The organism is Flavobacterium macrobrachii (genome assembly GCF_014486675.1).
Classification (GTDB): Bacteria; Bacteroidota; Bacteroidia; order Flavobacteriales; family Flavobacteriaceae; genus Flavobacterium; species Flavobacterium macrobrachii.
In genome coordinates, this window is record NZ_JACTAC010000005.1 from 49,771 (window position 1) to 66,003 (window position 16,233).

General features: G+C 32.5%; 17 protein-coding genes. 8 read left to right on the top strand and 9 right to left on the bottom strand.

Translation table 11 applies throughout. From position 1 onward, the window contains the following. Positions 1 to 621: 621 nt before the first annotated feature. Positions 622 to 885 (top strand): hypothetical protein, encoded by a 264-nt coding sequence (locus IAI56_RS16425; RefSeq protein ID WP_425323629.1) that lies wholly within the window; start codon positions 622 to 624, stop codon positions 883 to 885. Between the two features lie 24 nt (positions 886 to 909). On the opposite strand, the gene IAI56_RS02530 is transcribed toward IAI56_RS16425, so the two are convergent. Further along, positions 910 to 1,968: an acyl-CoA reductase gene (locus tag IAI56_RS02530; RefSeq protein ID WP_187656370.1), complete on the bottom strand. Its 1,059-nt coding sequence runs from the start codon at positions 1,966 to 1,968 to the stop codon at positions 910 to 912. A gap of 168 nt (positions 1,969 to 2,136) precedes the next feature. Between IAI56_RS02530 and IAI56_RS02535 the strand changes: the two genes are divergently transcribed. The 3 genes from IAI56_RS02535 to ychF all read left to right on the top strand — a co-directional run bounded on the left by IAI56_RS02535 (position 2,137) and on the right by ychF (position 4,884). Beyond that, entirely contained in the window at positions 2,137 to 2,487 is a 351-nt protein-coding gene (locus tag IAI56_RS02535) for a 4Fe-4S dicluster domain-containing protein (protein ID WP_187656371.1), read from the top strand. 74 nt (positions 2,488 to 2,561) lie between these two features. Then, positions 2,562 to 3,719, top strand: coding sequence for a peptidase associated/transthyretin-like domain-containing protein (locus IAI56_RS02540; protein ID WP_187656372.1), 1,158 nt, complete (start codon positions 2,562 to 2,564; stop codon positions 3,717 to 3,719). 70 nt (positions 3,720 to 3,789) lie between these two features. Then, positions 3,790 to 4,884 carry a redox-regulated ATPase YchF gene (gene ychF, locus IAI56_RS02545; RefSeq protein ID WP_187656373.1) on the top strand — a complete coding sequence of 365 codons (1,095 nt, stop codon included), beginning with the start codon at positions 3,790 to 3,792 and terminating at the stop codon, positions 4,882 to 4,884. An 83-nt stretch (positions 4,885 to 4,967) separates the two neighbouring features. Here the strand turns inward: ychF and IAI56_RS02550 are convergent, their stop codons facing one another. Further along, on the bottom strand, positions 4,968 to 5,564 hold the full coding sequence (locus IAI56_RS02550; protein ID WP_187656374.1) for a hypothetical protein: 597 nt from the start codon (positions 5,562 to 5,564) through the stop codon (positions 4,968 to 4,970). Positions 5,565 to 6,142: 578 nt separating this feature from the next. On the opposite strand from IAI56_RS02550, the gene IAI56_RS02555 reads away from it, so the two are divergent. Beyond that, positions 6,143 to 7,996: a DNA topoisomerase IV subunit B gene (locus IAI56_RS02555; protein WP_187656375.1), complete on the top strand. Its 1,854-nt coding sequence runs from the start codon at positions 6,143 to 6,145 to the stop codon at positions 7,994 to 7,996. A gap of 61 nt (positions 7,997 to 8,057) precedes the next feature. Beyond that, the gene (locus IAI56_RS02560) at positions 8,058 to 10,766 is read left to right on the top strand and encodes a DNA gyrase/topoisomerase IV subunit A (RefSeq protein WP_187656376.1); all 2,709 of its coding nucleotides are present in this window, start codon (positions 8,058 to 8,060) and stop codon (positions 10,764 to 10,766) included. Positions 10,767 to 10,962: 196 nt separating this feature from the next. Here IAI56_RS02560 and IAI56_RS02565 read toward each other — a convergent pair whose 3' ends face one another. The 7 genes from IAI56_RS02565 to IAI56_RS02595 all read right to left on the bottom strand — a co-directional run bounded on the left by IAI56_RS02565 (position 10,963) and on the right by IAI56_RS02595 (position 14,613). Continuing rightward, positions 10,963 to 11,334: a DNA topoisomerase IV gene (locus IAI56_RS02565; RefSeq protein WP_187656377.1), complete on the bottom strand. Its 372-nt coding sequence runs from the start codon at positions 11,332 to 11,334 to the stop codon at positions 10,963 to 10,965. Positions 11,335 to 11,382: 48 nt separating this feature from the next. Then, on the bottom strand, positions 11,383 to 11,610 hold the full coding sequence (locus tag IAI56_RS02570; RefSeq protein WP_187656378.1) for a DUF6095 family protein: 228 nt from the start codon (positions 11,608 to 11,610) through the stop codon (positions 11,383 to 11,385). 122 nt (positions 11,611 to 11,732) lie between these two features. Next, positions 11,733 to 12,545 (bottom strand): N-acetylmuramic acid 6-phosphate etherase, encoded by an 813-nt coding sequence (gene murQ / locus IAI56_RS02575; protein WP_187656379.1) that lies wholly within the window; start codon positions 12,543 to 12,545, stop codon positions 11,733 to 11,735. A gap of 7 nt (positions 12,546 to 12,552) precedes the next feature. Further along, entirely contained in the window at positions 12,553 to 12,894 is a 342-nt protein-coding gene (locus IAI56_RS02580) for a DUF5615 family PIN-like protein (protein ID WP_187656380.1), read from the bottom strand. Position 12,895: 1 nt separating this feature from the next. Continuing rightward, a complete protein-coding gene (locus IAI56_RS02585; RefSeq protein ID WP_187656381.1) occupies positions 12,896 to 13,135 on the bottom strand; it encodes a DUF433 domain-containing protein in 240 nt (79 codons plus the stop codon). A gap of 47 nt (positions 13,136 to 13,182) precedes the next feature. Further along, positions 13,183 to 13,851: a ZIP family metal transporter gene (locus tag IAI56_RS02590; protein WP_187656382.1), complete on the bottom strand. Its 669-nt coding sequence runs from the start codon at positions 13,849 to 13,851 to the stop codon at positions 13,183 to 13,185. Further along, positions 13,852 to 14,613: a class I SAM-dependent methyltransferase gene (locus IAI56_RS02595; protein ID WP_187656383.1), complete on the bottom strand. Its 762-nt coding sequence runs from the start codon at positions 14,611 to 14,613 to the stop codon at positions 13,852 to 13,854. A gap of 310 nt (positions 14,614 to 14,923) precedes the next feature. On the opposite strand from IAI56_RS02595, the gene IAI56_RS02600 reads away from it, so the two are divergent. Together IAI56_RS02600 and IAI56_RS02605 are read left to right on the top strand one after the other, a co-directional pair. Further along, the gene (locus IAI56_RS02600) at positions 14,924 to 15,787 is read left to right on the top strand and encodes a TlpA family protein disulfide reductase (RefSeq protein WP_187656384.1); all 864 of its coding nucleotides are present in this window, start codon (positions 14,924 to 14,926) and stop codon (positions 15,785 to 15,787) included. Between the two features lie 39 nt (positions 15,788 to 15,826). Then, the gene (locus tag IAI56_RS02605) at positions 15,827 to 16,156 is read left to right on the top strand and encodes a DUF1573 domain-containing protein (protein ID WP_187656385.1); all 330 of its coding nucleotides are present in this window, start codon (positions 15,827 to 15,829) and stop codon (positions 16,154 to 16,156) included. The last annotated feature ends 77 nt before the right edge of the window (positions 16,157 to 16,233 follow it).

A 16,233-nucleotide genomic window follows, 5' to 3' on the forward strand; every position in this document is an offset into this window, starting at 1 on the left:
AAAACCTTGCGCAACATAGAGCTACAAACCCCTAAAATCCAAAAACCCAGCAAAATCAACCCTTTGCAGACTAGTCAGACACGTTTGCAGACCCGACAGACACGTTTGCAGACCCGACAGACGCGTTTGCAGACCCGACAGACGCGTTTGCAGACCCGACAGACGCGTTTGCAGACCCGACAGATGCGTTTGCAGACCCGACAGACACGTTTGCAGACCCGACAGATGCGTTTGCAGACCCGACAGATGCGTTTGCAGACCCGACAGACGCGTTTGCAGACCCGACAGACACGTTTGCAGACCCGGCAGATGCGTTTGCAGACCAGTTAGACACGTTTGCAGACCAGTTAGACAGGATTAAGTCTGAATAGTATTGCTACAACGCAGCATAATAGTAGTGTTTATAGGTCTTTTGCAGGTTTTTTGATTTTAAATTGATTGTGATTATGTTGAAAAACATGGCAATTTGGAGACTTTAATTGCGAATTTGGGGACATTAAATGTTAATCTGGCGACCTTAAATGCCAATTTGGGGACTTTAAATGCTAATTTGGAGACCTTAAATGCGAATTTGGGGACCTTAAATCTCAATTTGGGGACATTAAATGCCAATTTGGGGACATTAAATCTCAATTTGGGGACTTTAATTGCGAATCTGGCGACATTAAATGCCAATCTGGGGACATTAAATCTCAATTTAGAGACATTAAATCTCAATCTGGGGACATTAAATGTCAATCTGGGGACATTAAATGTCAATCTGGCGACATTAAATTGCAATCTGACGACCTAAAATTGCGATTTTTTGACCTTATAACGTCATTTTTGGCTGTTGTATTTGCAAAAACGGCTTGTAAAGGATGTTTAAAAGTTAACCCCAGATGAAGGGATGGCTTGGTTAAACGTTTTTTAGAGTTGGACTAAAAATTGGATAGTATCCACATTATCCGCATAATCCCAAAGTTCTGGTTTTTGGGTTTTTCCAAATGGAATGCTGTTTTCAATAATGTCATTGGAAACAACACATTGAATTTGCTCTGCGTCATTTTTTAATTGTGATTTTAGCACTTCAATATCATCGTAATATTCATAGAACACTGATGAGATAGGCGAGGCATAACTGCTATCTTCTTTTAAAGTAAGAAACTCATTGTCCAATAATTTAAAATTACTCATCAGGAAAACCGCTTTGTTGTAATCGTAATTGTTGGAATATTTTTCATAATAAATCACATCTTTATATTCGTAGATGGCTTCAAAAAAAGCTTTGAAATCATAATCTTTTGGAACAAATAATTTGGAAACATTTCTACAACCTAAACCAAAGTATCTAAAAATATCTTCACCAAGATTAATTAAATCCTCTTTAGTTTCATCACCAGTCAAAACAGCAACCGAATTTCGGTTTTTACGAATAATACTTGGTTTATCTTTAAAGTAATATTCAAAATATCTTGCCGTATTGTTGCTTCCGGTGGCAATTACAGCATCAAAATTTTCTAGTTTTCCGTCAGTAAAAGTGATGTACTTTTCAAAATCAGGATTTACAGCCATTAGATAATTCGCTAAAAACTTAATCAAATGCTGATCATTGGAAGAAGTTTTTACCAACACTTTATGTCCAGAAATCAATACAGAAAGAAAATCATGAAAACCAACTAGCGGAATATTTCCAGCAAGAATTAATCCAACGGTTTTTGGTTTTGTTTCAATAAAGTTATAACTAGATAACCATTGATTTAGGTTTTCTTCTGTTAACGCATTTGCCCATGATTGAACAGAAAAGCAAACTTGTTCTGGAGTAAACCAACCGTTGTGCGATTGCGAAAGCTGAATTAAATCTACAAAACGGTCAAAGTACAAATCGTTATGAAGTACAGTTTCGTTTTTAGTGTAGTTTTCGAATGAAAATTGACTTAAAAAACGACCTAATTCAATAAAACATTTTTTTTTATCGATTTGTAACATTTGTTTATTTGTTTATGAATGGTTTTGATTGTAATTTTGCACAAAATTAGTGAAAAGTGTTCAGTTTACAGTTTACAGTCGCAGTTAAAGCGTAAAAAAAAAGCGCAATAGCTAAATGCAAAGTAAAAACTGAGAACTGACAACCGATAACTATAAACTAGAAAAAAAATGGCAATCATAATAACTGACGAATGTATCAATTGTGGAGCATGTGAACCAGAATGTCCAAATACAGCAATATATGAAGGTGCTGACGATTGGCGCTACAAAGACGGAACCGCTTTAAGAGGAAAAGTAATTCTTCCAGATGGCGCCGAAGTAGATGCTGATGCTGCCCAAACACCAATTTCGGATGATATCTATTACATCGTTCCAGGAAAATGCACGGAATGTAAAGGTTTTCATGAAGAACCGCAGTGTGCAGCGGTTTGTCCTGTGGATTGTTGCGTTCCGGATGATAATCATGTGGAAAGTGAAGAAACACTTTTAAACAGACAAGCTTTCTTACATAATGAGTAAAAAATCTTCCCTTCAATTACAGAAGGGATTTTTTTTGAAATATTTTTTGTTAATTTGTTACAAATGAACAATTAGTGAAAAAAGCAATACTCTTATTCTTTTTAGTTTTTAGTTTCACTATTTCCGCTCAGGAAGTTGAGCATACTATTATTGTAAAAGATGCCGATACCAATAATCCTATTGAAGATGTTTCGGTATATATAACCAAAACAAAACAACTACTTCTCAGTAATTCTGAAGGAAAAGTGACTTTTGATTTAACTGGAATTTCAAACATTCAAGTATCGCATTCGTCTTATGTTACCGTTAATATTCGTTCCTCGGCATTATTGAAAACCGATAACATCATTTATCTGAAGAATAACACCAAAGATTTGGATGAAATCATAGTTACCAAACAACATCCACAGAAAATTTTAAAAGCATTAGTTCAAAATTCCATCAAACAACTTACCGTTCCAGCGCGATTAAAAGTATATTCCAGAGAGTTTTTCAAGATGAACGGAACATATTCTTATTACAACGACGGATTGATGAATTTTCAAATCTTTGGCAGAGATAAAAACTTTAAAAGCAATATTTTAGTAGAGCAAAATCGTTCCATTGGCTTGATAAATGAAGAAATTGGTGGTGATGTTTTAGGTTATAATCTAAACAACATCATGGAGAATTATTACAATTTCAAATACTTAGAACCTATTCTTGTTGAAAGAGCAAAAAAAGACTATGAATTTGTGATAAAAGTCTATTCGGCTAACAATAATTACAACTTAATTTCAGCAACGCCATTAGACGAAGGCAAAGGATTGAAAGACGATTTTACGATAATTTATGATCCCAAAAAGAAATTAATCATCGAAGTAAGTTCCATCATTGCACCATCTAGTTTAACTCGTTCCAAAGAAAAAACAGCAGTTGGTTCCAAAAATATTTATAAGTCTATTTTCAAAACTATTTACCGAACCGATACTCAAAACTATTATTTAGCTAGTTCTAAGGAAGAAATTGGTTTTGAACGAGTTGACAAAAATAATATTACAACGGATATTGAAGTTCGCAATTACTTTGTCACGACTAATTTTAGCAATCAAAATTACATTTATAAAGAAAGCGAAGTCTTTAAAGACAAAACACTTTATAACAAGAAAAACGTCATCCTTTCCGACTATTGGAACGTTTCTGGATTAGCCGCAACTGCTGAAGAAAAAGAAATAATTGATAAAATTGAATAGTATTTTGATTTTTTTATGCTTTTCAATTACTTAGAAGTATATTTGCAAACTTTTAAAAATTACTTCAAAAATGAAAGCAGGAATTGTAGGATTACCAAACGTTGGAAAATCAACGCTATTTAATTGTTTATCAAATGCTAAAGCGCAAAGTGCTAACTTTCCGTTTTGTACCATCGAACCAAATATTGGCGTTGTAAACGTTCCCGATCCAAGAATAAATCGTTTAGAAGAATTAGTAAAACCAGAACGTGTTCAAATGGCAACCGTTGATATTGTTGACATTGCTGGTTTAGTAAAAGGCGCAAGTAAAGGCGAAGGTTTAGGAAATCAATTCCTTGCAAACATCCGCGAATGTAACGCAATTATTCACGTTTTACGTTGTTTTGATAACGACAATATTGTTCACGTTGATGGCAATGTAAACCCAATTCGCGATAAAGAAACTATCGATATCGAGTTGCAATTAAAAGACTTAGAAACGGTTGAAAAACGTTTAGAAAAAGTAAATCGCGCTGCCAAAACAGGAAACAAAGAAGCACAAGTTGAGCAAGCATTATTAAATAGAATTAAAGAAGCTTTATTGCAAGCCAAATCAGCTCGAACCGTAATTCCGCAAAACCAAGATGAAGAAGTTTTGATGGAAGAATTTCAATTAATTACTACAAAACCAGTTTTATACGTTTGTAACGTAGATGAAGGTTCGGCAGCAACGGGAAACAAATACGTTGACCAAGTTCGTGAATTAGTAAAAGACGAACAAGCCGAAGTAATTGTGCTTGCCGTTGGTACAGAAGCCGATATTACGGAATTGGAAACCTATGAAGAAAGACAAATGTTTTTAGAAGATTTAGGGTTAAAAGAACCTGGAAGTTCAGTTTTAATTCGTGCCGCATATAAATTATTAAAACTACAAACTTATTTTACAGCTGGTGTTAAAGAAGTTCGCGCTTGGACAATCAATATTGGCGATACAGCACCAAAAGCTGCCGGAGTAATTCACACCGATTTTGAAAAAGGATTTATCCGTGCCGAAGTTATTGCTTTTGAAGATTATTCAACTTTAGGATCAGAAGCTAAATGCAAAGAAGCTGGAAAACTTCGCGTAGAAGGAAAAGAATACATCGTGAAAGATGGCGATGTGATGCATTTCCGTTTTAATGTGTAGTTGAGAGAAAAGAAAAAAGAATACAGAAAATAGATTAACCGCAGAAGAGATTTTGCGGTTTTTTTGTTTAAAGTATTTTGGAATTAAAAGTTATCCCAAAAATCCGGATCTTGTTGGTCTAAATCTAAATTTTCATTGTAATAATCATTCTCTCTTTCGTATTCATAACTTGCTACTTCATGTTCGTTTAATAGGTCATTTAATTTATTTTCTTCATCCATTATTTTCACATGATAAAATGAGTTAGTACTATTTTCAACTTCAATAAAAAAATCTCTATTTTGATCAATCATTTTTGTGAAATCTTTTATTAGGTTTACGATAGGGTAATTTATCAAACCATCTTTATTAATTTGCATATCAACAACATTAATATAAAAACTTATAAAGTTTGAAATGTTTGCACTTTTGTAATAAAAATAGTTTATTAAAATGTTATTCAATTTTTCTTCATCTAATATTAAATAATTTGGATTATCTATTTTTTTATACATTTCATATAAATAAAGTAAGGAGTTATAATCCGTATAATTTTCTACAAAATTTTGATGAATGATTTGAATATATTTAATTCCATTACTTTTTTTAATTTTAGCACTTAAATACTTTAGAAAAGTATGTTCTTCTTGAAATTTAATGGTTTTTTCATAACTTATTTTTAAGTTATAATCATCTTCCAACTGATGTAAAGCGATGGTTTTTAGTAAATTTCCAAAAAAATCTTCATTAGATTTTAGATAAATATCTACATACTTTAAAGTCCAATGCTCATTATTATTTGTACAAAATAAACTAACAAAAGCTAATGAAAAAACTAGTTCGTCATCTTCTGTTCCGTTTAAATCTTTGAAAAAAAAAATCTTCTAACTCGGAATCAATTTGTTTACGATTTAAACAATTTATAAAAATTAAAGCTTTTTTGAAATATTCAGATGAATTAAGATAGTTTGTTTTTTTATAAAAATTCAAGCCAATCTCTAAATAATATCTACCCAAAGACTCAAAGTTTTTAGTTAAAATATAGTTATTTTCACGATAAGGATTTTTGTTTTTCATTTTTAAGAGATGATGTCCAAATCAAATGTAAATAAATTTTTATTGTAAAAAATAAAAGTTCAAATATATTCTAAGTAATTAACATAGTTTTTTTAATTTCGAGTACTTTTTTTGTCAATATCATTCTTAATAACTTCTTATTGCGCGTCTTTTAAAAACGCTCGTTTTCTACTATATTAGCAAAGAATCGATAGTTTTTAAAATGGCTCAAGAAACACAATATAACGAAGATAATATTCGTTCACTCGACTGGAAAGAACACATCCGAATGCGTCCAGGAATGTACATCGGAAAACTTGGCGACGGTTCTTCGCCCGACGATGGAATTTACATTCTTCTAAAGGAAGTAATGGACAACTGTATCGATGAATTTGTCATGGGTGCTGGAAAAGTGATTGAAGTAACCATCAAAGATAAAATGGTTACCGTTCGCGATTATGGCCGTGGAATTCCGCTAGGAAAAGTGGTTGACGTAGTTTCCAAAATGAATACTGGAGGAAAATACGACTCCAAAGCCTTTAAAAAATCGGTTGGTTTAAATGGTGTTGGTACCAAAGCTGTTAACGCGTTATCCAATTATTTCCGTGTAGAATCAGTTCGTGATAACCAACAAAAAGCTGCTGAATTTTCCGCTGGAAATCTTACTCTCGAAGAAGATATAACCGAATCAACTAAGCGAAAAGGAACCAAAGTTTCTTTCGTAGCCGATGAAACGATTTTCAAGAATTATAAATACCGAAATGAGTATATCATCAAAATGCTCAAAAATTACTGTTATTTAAATCGTGGTTTGACGATTTATTACAACGGTGAAAAATACGTTTCGGAGTTTGGTTTAAAAGATTTGTTGGAAGAAACCATTACTGAAGAAGACATGCAATATCCAATCATTCATCTGGAAGGTGATGATATCGAAATTGCTTTGACACACAGTAAATCACAATATTCCGAAGAATACCATTCATTTGTCAACGGACAAAACACAACGCAAGGTGGAACGCATTTGGGTGCTTTTCGTGAAGCAATTGTAAAAACGATTAAAGAGTTTTACAACAAACCTTTTGAAGCTTCGGATATTCGTAAATCGATAGTTTCGGCGGTTTCCATAAAAGTGGAAGAACCTGTTTTTGAAAGTCAGACGAAAACGAAATTAGGTTCAACGGATGTAGGTCCAAATGGTCCAACAGTGCGAACGTTTGTAAACGATTTTATCAAAACCAAACTCGATAACTTTTTACATAAAAATCCCGAAACAGCCGATTTATTACTTCGTAAAATCCTTCAAGCCGAACGCGAGCGAAAAGAATTATCGGGAATTAGAAAATTAGCCAAAGACCGAGCAAAAAAAGCCAGTCTTCACAATAAAAAACTACGCGATTGTCGAGTGCATTTGACCGATGCTAAAAATCCACGAAGTTTAGAAAGTACACTTTTCATCACCGAAGGAGATTCGGCTTCGGGTTCGATTACTAAAAGTCGTGATGTGAATACGCAAGCTGTTTTCAGTTTACGTGGAAAACCGTTGAATTCCTATGGAATGACGAAGAAAATTGTATATGAAAACGAAGAATTCAATTTGCTTCAAGCGGCTTTAGATATCGAAGAAGATATGGGCGATTTGCGTTATAACAATATCGTAATTGCAACTGATGCCGATGTTGACGGAATGCACATTCGCTTGTTGTTGATTACGTTTTTCTTGCAGTTTTTCCCAGAATTAATTAAAGACGGACATTTATACATTTTGCAAACGCCATTATTCCGTGTGCGAAATAAAAAAGAAACGATTTATTGCTACAGCGAACAAGAACGTATTGACGCTATCGAAAAATTAAAACCAAAACCCGAAATCACTCGATTTAAAGGTTTGGGAGAAATTTCACCCGATGAGTTCAAGCATTTCATTGGCGAAAGCATTCGATTGGATCCGGTTATGTTAGACAAAGCCACAAGTATTGAAACCTTACTGGAATTTTATATGGGTAAAAACACACCAGACCGACAAGATTTTATTATCAATAATTTGAAAGTGGAATTGGACGTGGTAGAAAAGTAACCAGTTCACAGCTTACAGTTTTCAGTTTTTACTGTTAACTGTCAACCGTAAACAACAAAATATGAAAGACGAAGAAGAAGATAACATCATTCCAAGCGACGACGAGAATAACGAGCCGATGGAAAATAACAATGAAAATGATTTTGATGAAGAAGTACGACTTTCTTCGGGCAGTCATTTTTATGAAAACGACGAAAATCCAGAAGACACCATTACCAAAGTTACAGGAATGTACAAAGATTGGTTTTTGGATTATGCTTCCTATGTAATTTTGGAACGTGCTGTTCCGGCGATTGAAGACGGATTTAAACCGGTTCAACGTCGTATTATGCATTCCATGAAAGAATTGGACGATGGTCGTTACAATAAAGTGGCAAACATTGTTGGACATACGATGCAATATCATCCACACGGTGATGCCAGTATTGGTGATGCGATGGTGCAAATCGGGCAGAAGGATTTGCTTATCGATATGCAAGGAAACTGGGGAAATATCCTAACTGGCGATAGCGCGGCAGCTTCACGTTATATCGAAGCACGTATTTCTAAATTTGGTCACGATGTTTTGTATTCGCCAAAAATTACACAATGGGGAGTTTCTTATGATGGTCGTCGTGCCGAACCAATCAATCTTCCGGTTAAATTTCCGTTGCTTTTAGCTCAAGGTGCCGAAGGTATTGCCGTTGGTTTATCGACTAAAGTTTTGCCTCATAATTTCAACGAACTGATTGATTCTTCTATAAAAATTCTGAAAGGAAAACCGTTTACCTTGTATCCCGATTTTCCAACTGCCGGAATTGCGGATGTTTCCAATTACAATGACGGAATGCGTGGCGGACGAGTTCGTGTTCGAGCCAAAATCAATCAATTAGACAAACAAACGTTGGTAATTACCCAAATTCCTTTTTCAACTAATACTTCAACTCTTATTGATAGTATATTGAAAGCCAACGAAAAAGGAAAAATAAAAATTAAAAAGATTGAAGACAATACCGCTGCCGAAGTAGAGATTTTAATTCATCTTCCGCCAGGTGTTTCTCCCGATAAAACGATTGATGCATTGTATGCTTTCACAGCTTGTGAAACTTCGGTTGCGCCATTGGGTTGTGTGATTGAAAACCACAAACCGTTGTTTATTGGTGTTTCGGATATGTTGAAAATTTCGACTAATCGAACGGTTGATTTACTCAAACGTGAGTTGGAAATTCAATTGGACGAACTTGAAAATAAATGGCATTTTTCTACCTTGGAAAAAATCTTCATTCGTGAAGAAATGTATATCGATTTCAAATTGTATTCTGATAGAGAATCGCTTTATGAATACATGTACAATCGTTTCAAACCGTTCGCAAAATCGTTTGTTAGAGAAATTAACGACGACGATTTACAAAAATTGACACAAATTCCAATGATTCGTATTACGCGTTTCGATTCGGATAAAGCTGATGATGCCATTGCAAAATTGGAAGCCGAAATGGAAGAAGTGAAACATCATTTAGCCAATATAATTGATTTTGCGATTGATTTCTTCCAAAAACTGAAAGACAAATACGGTAAAGGTCGCGAACGCCAAACGGAACTACGAAATTTCGACACGATTGAAGCGACAAAAGTAGTATTGAGAAATACTAAGCTTTATGTAAACAAAGAAGAAGGTTTTTTTGGAACAGGTTTAAAGAAAGACGAATACGTTGCCGATTGTTCTGATATTGATGATGTGATTGTGTTTTTGCGTGACGGAAAAATGATGGTTTCCAAAGTAGATGATAAAAAATTCGTTGGAAAAGACATTATTCACATTGCGGTTTTTGATAAAAACGATAAACGAACGATTTACAATATGATTTATCGTGATGGTAAAAATGGTTCGGCGTTTATCAAACGTTTCAATGTTTCGGGAGTTACTCGAGATAAATTTTATGATTTAACGCAGGAAAAAGCAGGTTCGCAAGTGCTTTATTTTTCGGATAATCCAAATGGTGAAGCAGAAGTTGTCACTATCTTACTGCGTCAAGTAGGAAGCGTGAAAAAACTAAAATGGGATGTCGATTTTTCTGATATTGCTATTAAAGGAAGAGCTTCAAGAGGAAATACAGTTACTAAATATCCAATTAAGAAAATTGAACTGAAGGAAAAAGGAATTTCCACGTTGCGACCAAGAAAAGTGTGGTTTGACGATACCGTTCAACGATTGAATGTAGATGGACGAGGCGAATTATTGGGCGAATTCAGACCAAATGATCGTTTGCTATTAATTAATCAATCGGGGAAATTGAAAACGATTATTCCAGAATTGACTACGCATTTTGATGAAGACATTGTCGTAATGGAAAAATGGAATCCAAAGAAACCAATTTCAGCCATTTATTATGATGGTGAAAAAGAACGTTATTTCATCAAACGCTTTTTGATTGAAAACGAAAACAAAGAAGAAATCTTTATTACGGAACACGAAAAATCTCAATTAGAAATCGTTTCTACCGATTGGCGACCAGTTGCCGAAATTGTTTTTGCTAAAGTAAAAGGTGTTCAAAAAGAAAATCAAACTATTGATTTGGAACAATTTATTGCGATTAAAGGAATTAAAGCTTTAGGTAATCAATTGACTGCGGATAAACTAAAACAAGTAAATTTATTAGAGCCATTACCTTTTGAAGAACCAGAAGAAGTTCAACCGGAACAAATGGAAATAACAGATGAAACTACTATTTCAGAAGATATTCAAACGGAAACTGATGATGATGGTCAGATAACGTTGAGTTTGGAGTAAAATTTAAAATATTAGATTTTAGATATAAAATATTTTATTCCCAATTGTAATCAAACAATTAAATCGTCAATCTTCTAGCCCCGATTGAAGAGAAAATAAAAAACCTTTCTGGTGTTCAGAAAGGTTTTTTATTGTAACGAAAAGCGGGAATTGCATTTACTGATAAATCCCGAGCGGTTCGCTTCTAATTTTTAAATTATTCGATTTTTGTTACCGTTCCGCGTTGTTTTTTGGCATCGCCAACAAAAGCATATTCAAAGGTGTATTTTTTACCTTCGGTAAACAGGATTTTCATGCTGATGGCTTTTTTTTCTTGCATGGTTTTTGGATTCAGTTTTTGCAATACAAATTCACAGTCGTTTACCCAGCGAACCGAAGCGGTATCTGTTTTTCCGTCATAGGTTTCGATTTGTAAATCGGCTGTTCTGGTAAAAATTGAAGTATGTTTTTTACCATCGATTTCCTGAGAGAATTCAAATTTTCCGGTTTTGAAATCGGCACATTTTCGTTCTTGTTCGTAACACGAAATCATCAAAAAATAGAGTAGAAGTAGTGCTGTTTTTTTCATAGTTTTATTTTAGGTACAAATTTCACGAATTATTTTCTGGTATTTTGATTATTTATCTCCATCAAAAAAAGCATCGGTTATGGTTTTTATTCCTTTGAAAGCAAAAAACACCGAAGTGATACAAAGTATAATTCCAATGGCTAAAACCAAGTAATGCCAGTTGGTATGTTGGTTCATAAAGGCGTTGTAAATTACGCTTGGTCCAAGAAACATCAACGGTAATGAACCCGCAAGATATTTTACGCCTTTGGCTAGCATGTCTCTATTTGTTGGCATGTTTTTTATTTTTTTTACCAAATAAGACATTTAAGTTCACATAAGTATGTTTTTAAAAAACTTAAATTATTCAGTATGAATTTCATATGAAATCTTACACGACCTTATATGACTTATATGGTTTATTTATTATAATTCTCAACTGCTTTTCTAACGCTACCAAATTCTTTCAACAATTCAGCCGCTTTTTCATAATCTACTGGAATTTCACTCATAATCATTTTCACACCACGATCGACTAATTTGTCGTTACTCAACTGCATATCAACCATTTTGTTGCCTTTTACTTTTCCGAGTTGTATCATCGTTGCCGTTGAAATCATGTTCAAAACTAATTTTTGAGCAGTTCCGGCTTTCATTCTTGAACTTCCTGTTACGAATTCTGGACCAACAACAACGACTACAGGAAATTGTGCTGTTAAAGCCAATGGACTTCCATCATTACAAGTAATACAACCTGTGGTGATATTTTGCTCATTGCATTTTTCCAAACCGCCAATAACATAAGGAGTTGTTCCCGAAGCAGCAATTCCAATCACAACATCGTTTTCACTAATGTTTTCGTTTTCTAAATCAATCCAGGCTTGTTCACGATTGTCTTCGGCGTTTTCTACAGCGCGACGAATGGCTTTGTCACCGCCAGCGATAATTCCGTTGACTAAATTGAATGGAACACCAAACGTTGGCGGACATTCCGAAGCATCAACAATGCCCAATCTTCCTGAAGTTCCGGCGCCAATGTAGAATAATCTGCCGCCAAGTTTTAGCTTTTCGACTACTTTAGTAACTAAATTTTCAATTTGTGGTAATGCTTTTTCCACGGCAAGCGGAACTGTTTTGTCTTCGTTATTAATATTCGTCAATAAATCAATAACCGACATAGTTTCTAAACTGTCGTAATGCGAAGATTGTTCAGTGGTTTTGGTGAAGTTCATTGTTTTTTTAATAAATACTTTCAATATGATCTTCTTTGGCTATGATAAATCTACAATTTTGAATTTCTCTTTCAATAATTGTCCAATTGGAATTAAAATAGGCGTGAAGTTGTTTTAAGGAACAATTCCCAATTTTGAAATAAACTATTTTTGGAAATGTATCTGATAAAAGAAATTTTGAATAAAAATCGGTATCTTTTGTTAAGATGATTAAATTATTTTTTAAAGCATAATTCCAAATTTCAGTATCAGTCATTTGCAAATTGATATCGGCTACAAAAATGAAATTATTGTGATTAAAAAAACTGAAGTTTTTAGGCAAATTAACATCTACTAGAAACAAACTCATTTTAACTGGCTAATTGAATGTCGTTTCTTTGTAGAGATAAATTCTTGAGTGCAAAAGCAACAGCAGCTTGAATATCTTCTTTTTCAAGAAAAGGATATGCTTCTATAATGTCTTCAGCAGAATCGCCTTCAGAAAGATATTGAAGAATGGTTTCAACAGTAATTCTCAATCCACGAATGGTTGGTTTACCATTGCATAAATCTGGCAATATTGTAATTCTATCTAAAACTGTATTTTCCATAGTTTTTATTCGTTTGATACAAATTTAGTTAAAAAAACAATATGATTTTACACAAAAACCGCCAACAAAATCCCTAAAATAATCATTGAAATTTTAGCAATATTAAATTTGTGTCCTTCGCTGCTTTCAAAAATAATGGTAGATGAAATATGAAATAAAATTCCAATAACAACAGCAGTAATTTCATTGTAATATTGAGTTATCAACGGGACATTATCAGAAACAAAAGTTCCAAGCGGTGTCATAAATGCAAAAGTCAGCATAAAAATAAACAAAGCTGTTTTATTCAATTCAGCATTGATAAAAAATGTCGTTAAAATAATTGCGATAGGCAAGTGGTGAATAGCAATTCCGTAGGCTAAATCGTGATGATGACCAACTGGAAATCCTTCTAAAAAAGCATGAATACACAAACTGATGAACAACAACCAAGGCATTCGAGCTATTTTATCATGTCCGTGAACATGACCGTGTTCCGCACCTTTGGAGAAAAATTCTAAAATAATTTGGAACAAAATCCCAACCATAATGAATATTCCAACACTATGGTTATGAGCCTCATAAACTTCGGGAAGTAAATGCATCACCGTAATCGACAATAAAAACGAACCACTAAAAGCTAATAAAAGTTTTAAATTTTTCTTCTTTTTCGGCTTCAGTAATAATGCAATTACATATCCTAAAACAACTGATAATAAAGGAAGTAGATAATTCATTTATTTGAATATCATTATTAAGCGTTCACTCGTATTCTTGTGGAATTTCTTCAATTTGTAATCGCCAAAAGTATCTAGTAAATAAATTCCAGCTTCGTCCATCATTTTTTGGAAATCTTCGAGTGTAAAGGCTTTTACTTTTTCTTCAAAATGAAATGATTTCCCATCAGCTTCAAAATCAATTTGCTTGATGATAAATCCGTCCAAAACAAATCGCTTGATGTGAAAATCAATGTCATCAACAGTTTTTGTTTCCTCGGGAATTAGGTTTGCAATTACCTGATGAACATTCATAAAATCAATTACAGCAAAACCATATTCAGACAAACTTTCTTTGATGGCAACCAAAGTTTGAAGATTGTCTTCTTCATTTTCAAAATAGCCAAAACTGGTAAATAGATTGAAAATAGCATCAAATTTTTCTTCGTATGATTCACGCATGTCATGAACTACAAAATGTAAGCTGTCATTTTCATTCTTTTTAGCTTCTACAATACTGTTTTCGGATAAATCAGCTCCAATTACATCAAAACCCAATTGGTTTAAATAAATAGAATGACGACCTTTTCCACACGCTAAATCAAGCACTTTTGCTTTTTCGGGCAGGTTTAAATAATGTGTCAAATTATCCATGAAAACCTGAGCTTCACGGTAATTTCGGTCTTTATAAAGTATGTGATAGTATTTTGTATCAAACCAAGATTCGTACCAACTTGACTGTTGATTATCGGTTTGAGAATGCGAATTTAATATTGTTGACATTTATTCTTTTCAAATGAATTCTGAACCGACAAATTTAGTGTATTTTAATCATTTTTAAGAAATGAAAAAAAGGATTGTTAAAATTTTATTTTTTCATTTTATTTTTTCATTTCTTTGACTAATCAACATTAAACTTTTCTAGATGAAAAATATGTTTCGTGACTTATTTTATGTTACTAGTTCATTCTTCTTATATCATTGATCATAGATTTTAAACAGATATTAATTTAATTATCAGTGATATATTAAAAAAGCTAATTATAAGCGATTATTTTTGTTTTGTATTTTTAATTAAAAAAAAGAGTATGCTATGATTTTAGAAAAAACATACAGTAAAATTGTTTTTATTTTACTTTTAGTTATTTACTATTATTTTAATTTTTTAGGAAGGAGCTTTGGTATTTTTTTCAATTTTATAGCTACAGGAATTTTAAATTTTTTCTTAGTTTATTTTTTAATAAGAATTAATCCATTCAAAAAAATTGGTCTAATATTGTTGTTTTTTCCTTTTGCTACATTGTTTTTAACGTTTATTTATGGTCTTGTAAATAATCTTGGTATGCCAGGAATAACAAATATTTTAATCTATGCAATCGCATTGGTATTTGTATTTGTAGTTCATAAAAGCAATAAAAAAAACAAGTTAATTTTTTCTTCACTGTATTTAGTTATTTTTATAATATTGGCAATAAATCATTCAAATATTTTAAATTATTATAATTATAATTATGTTGAAAAAAACTTTTCTATTGTGAATATTGATATGCCAAGTATTCAAAAAAAAGATTTTAATGGAAAAATTTATGAAGTTGAGAAAAATAAAATTCAAGTAATAGATTTATGGTCAAATTCATGTGGTCAATGTATCTCTCAGTTTCCTAAATTTGAAAAATTAAAAAATCATTACAAAGGCGATGAAGCTATTGAATTTTATGCCTTAAATATTATTGAAAAACCAGATGACCAAGTTCGAGCAAAGAAATTTTTAAAAGGCTACACCTTTAATAATTATTTTACGGATAGTACAGTCTTTAAAAAGTTGCGATTTTCAGCAGTTCCTTATTATGTTGTTGTGGGTAAAGACAACAAGATAAAATATTTTGGCAGTTTGAATACTGATAAATTAGAGACGTATAACAATATGTATGATATCATTGAAAATGAAAAAAAATAATATAATCTGTTTATTGATTTTGTGTTTATTAGTTTTTTCTTGTCAAAAAATGATGGTTTAGCTACTATTGAAGTGGATAAAAATGAATTCAATTTTGGTAAAATTAAAGTAAATGACACTGTGGATGTTAAATTTAAATTAAAAAACTCGTCCAGTAATTCTTTGATAATAAAAAAAATAAAAACAAGTTGCGGATGTACAGTTGCTAAATTAAAAGACAGTCTTATTAATCCTAATGATTATGCGGTAATAGAGGCTAAATTTATTTCTGATAATGATAATAAAGGAACTGTAAGTAAATCTATTGTAATAGAGGCAAATACCCAACCAAATTTTACAGTTCTTTACTTAAAAGGAAAAGTAGAATAGTAAATAATAGCGAATAAAATTCAATTAAATGAAGTTACTATTGTAACTTCTTTTTTTTAATAAATGTCATTACACTT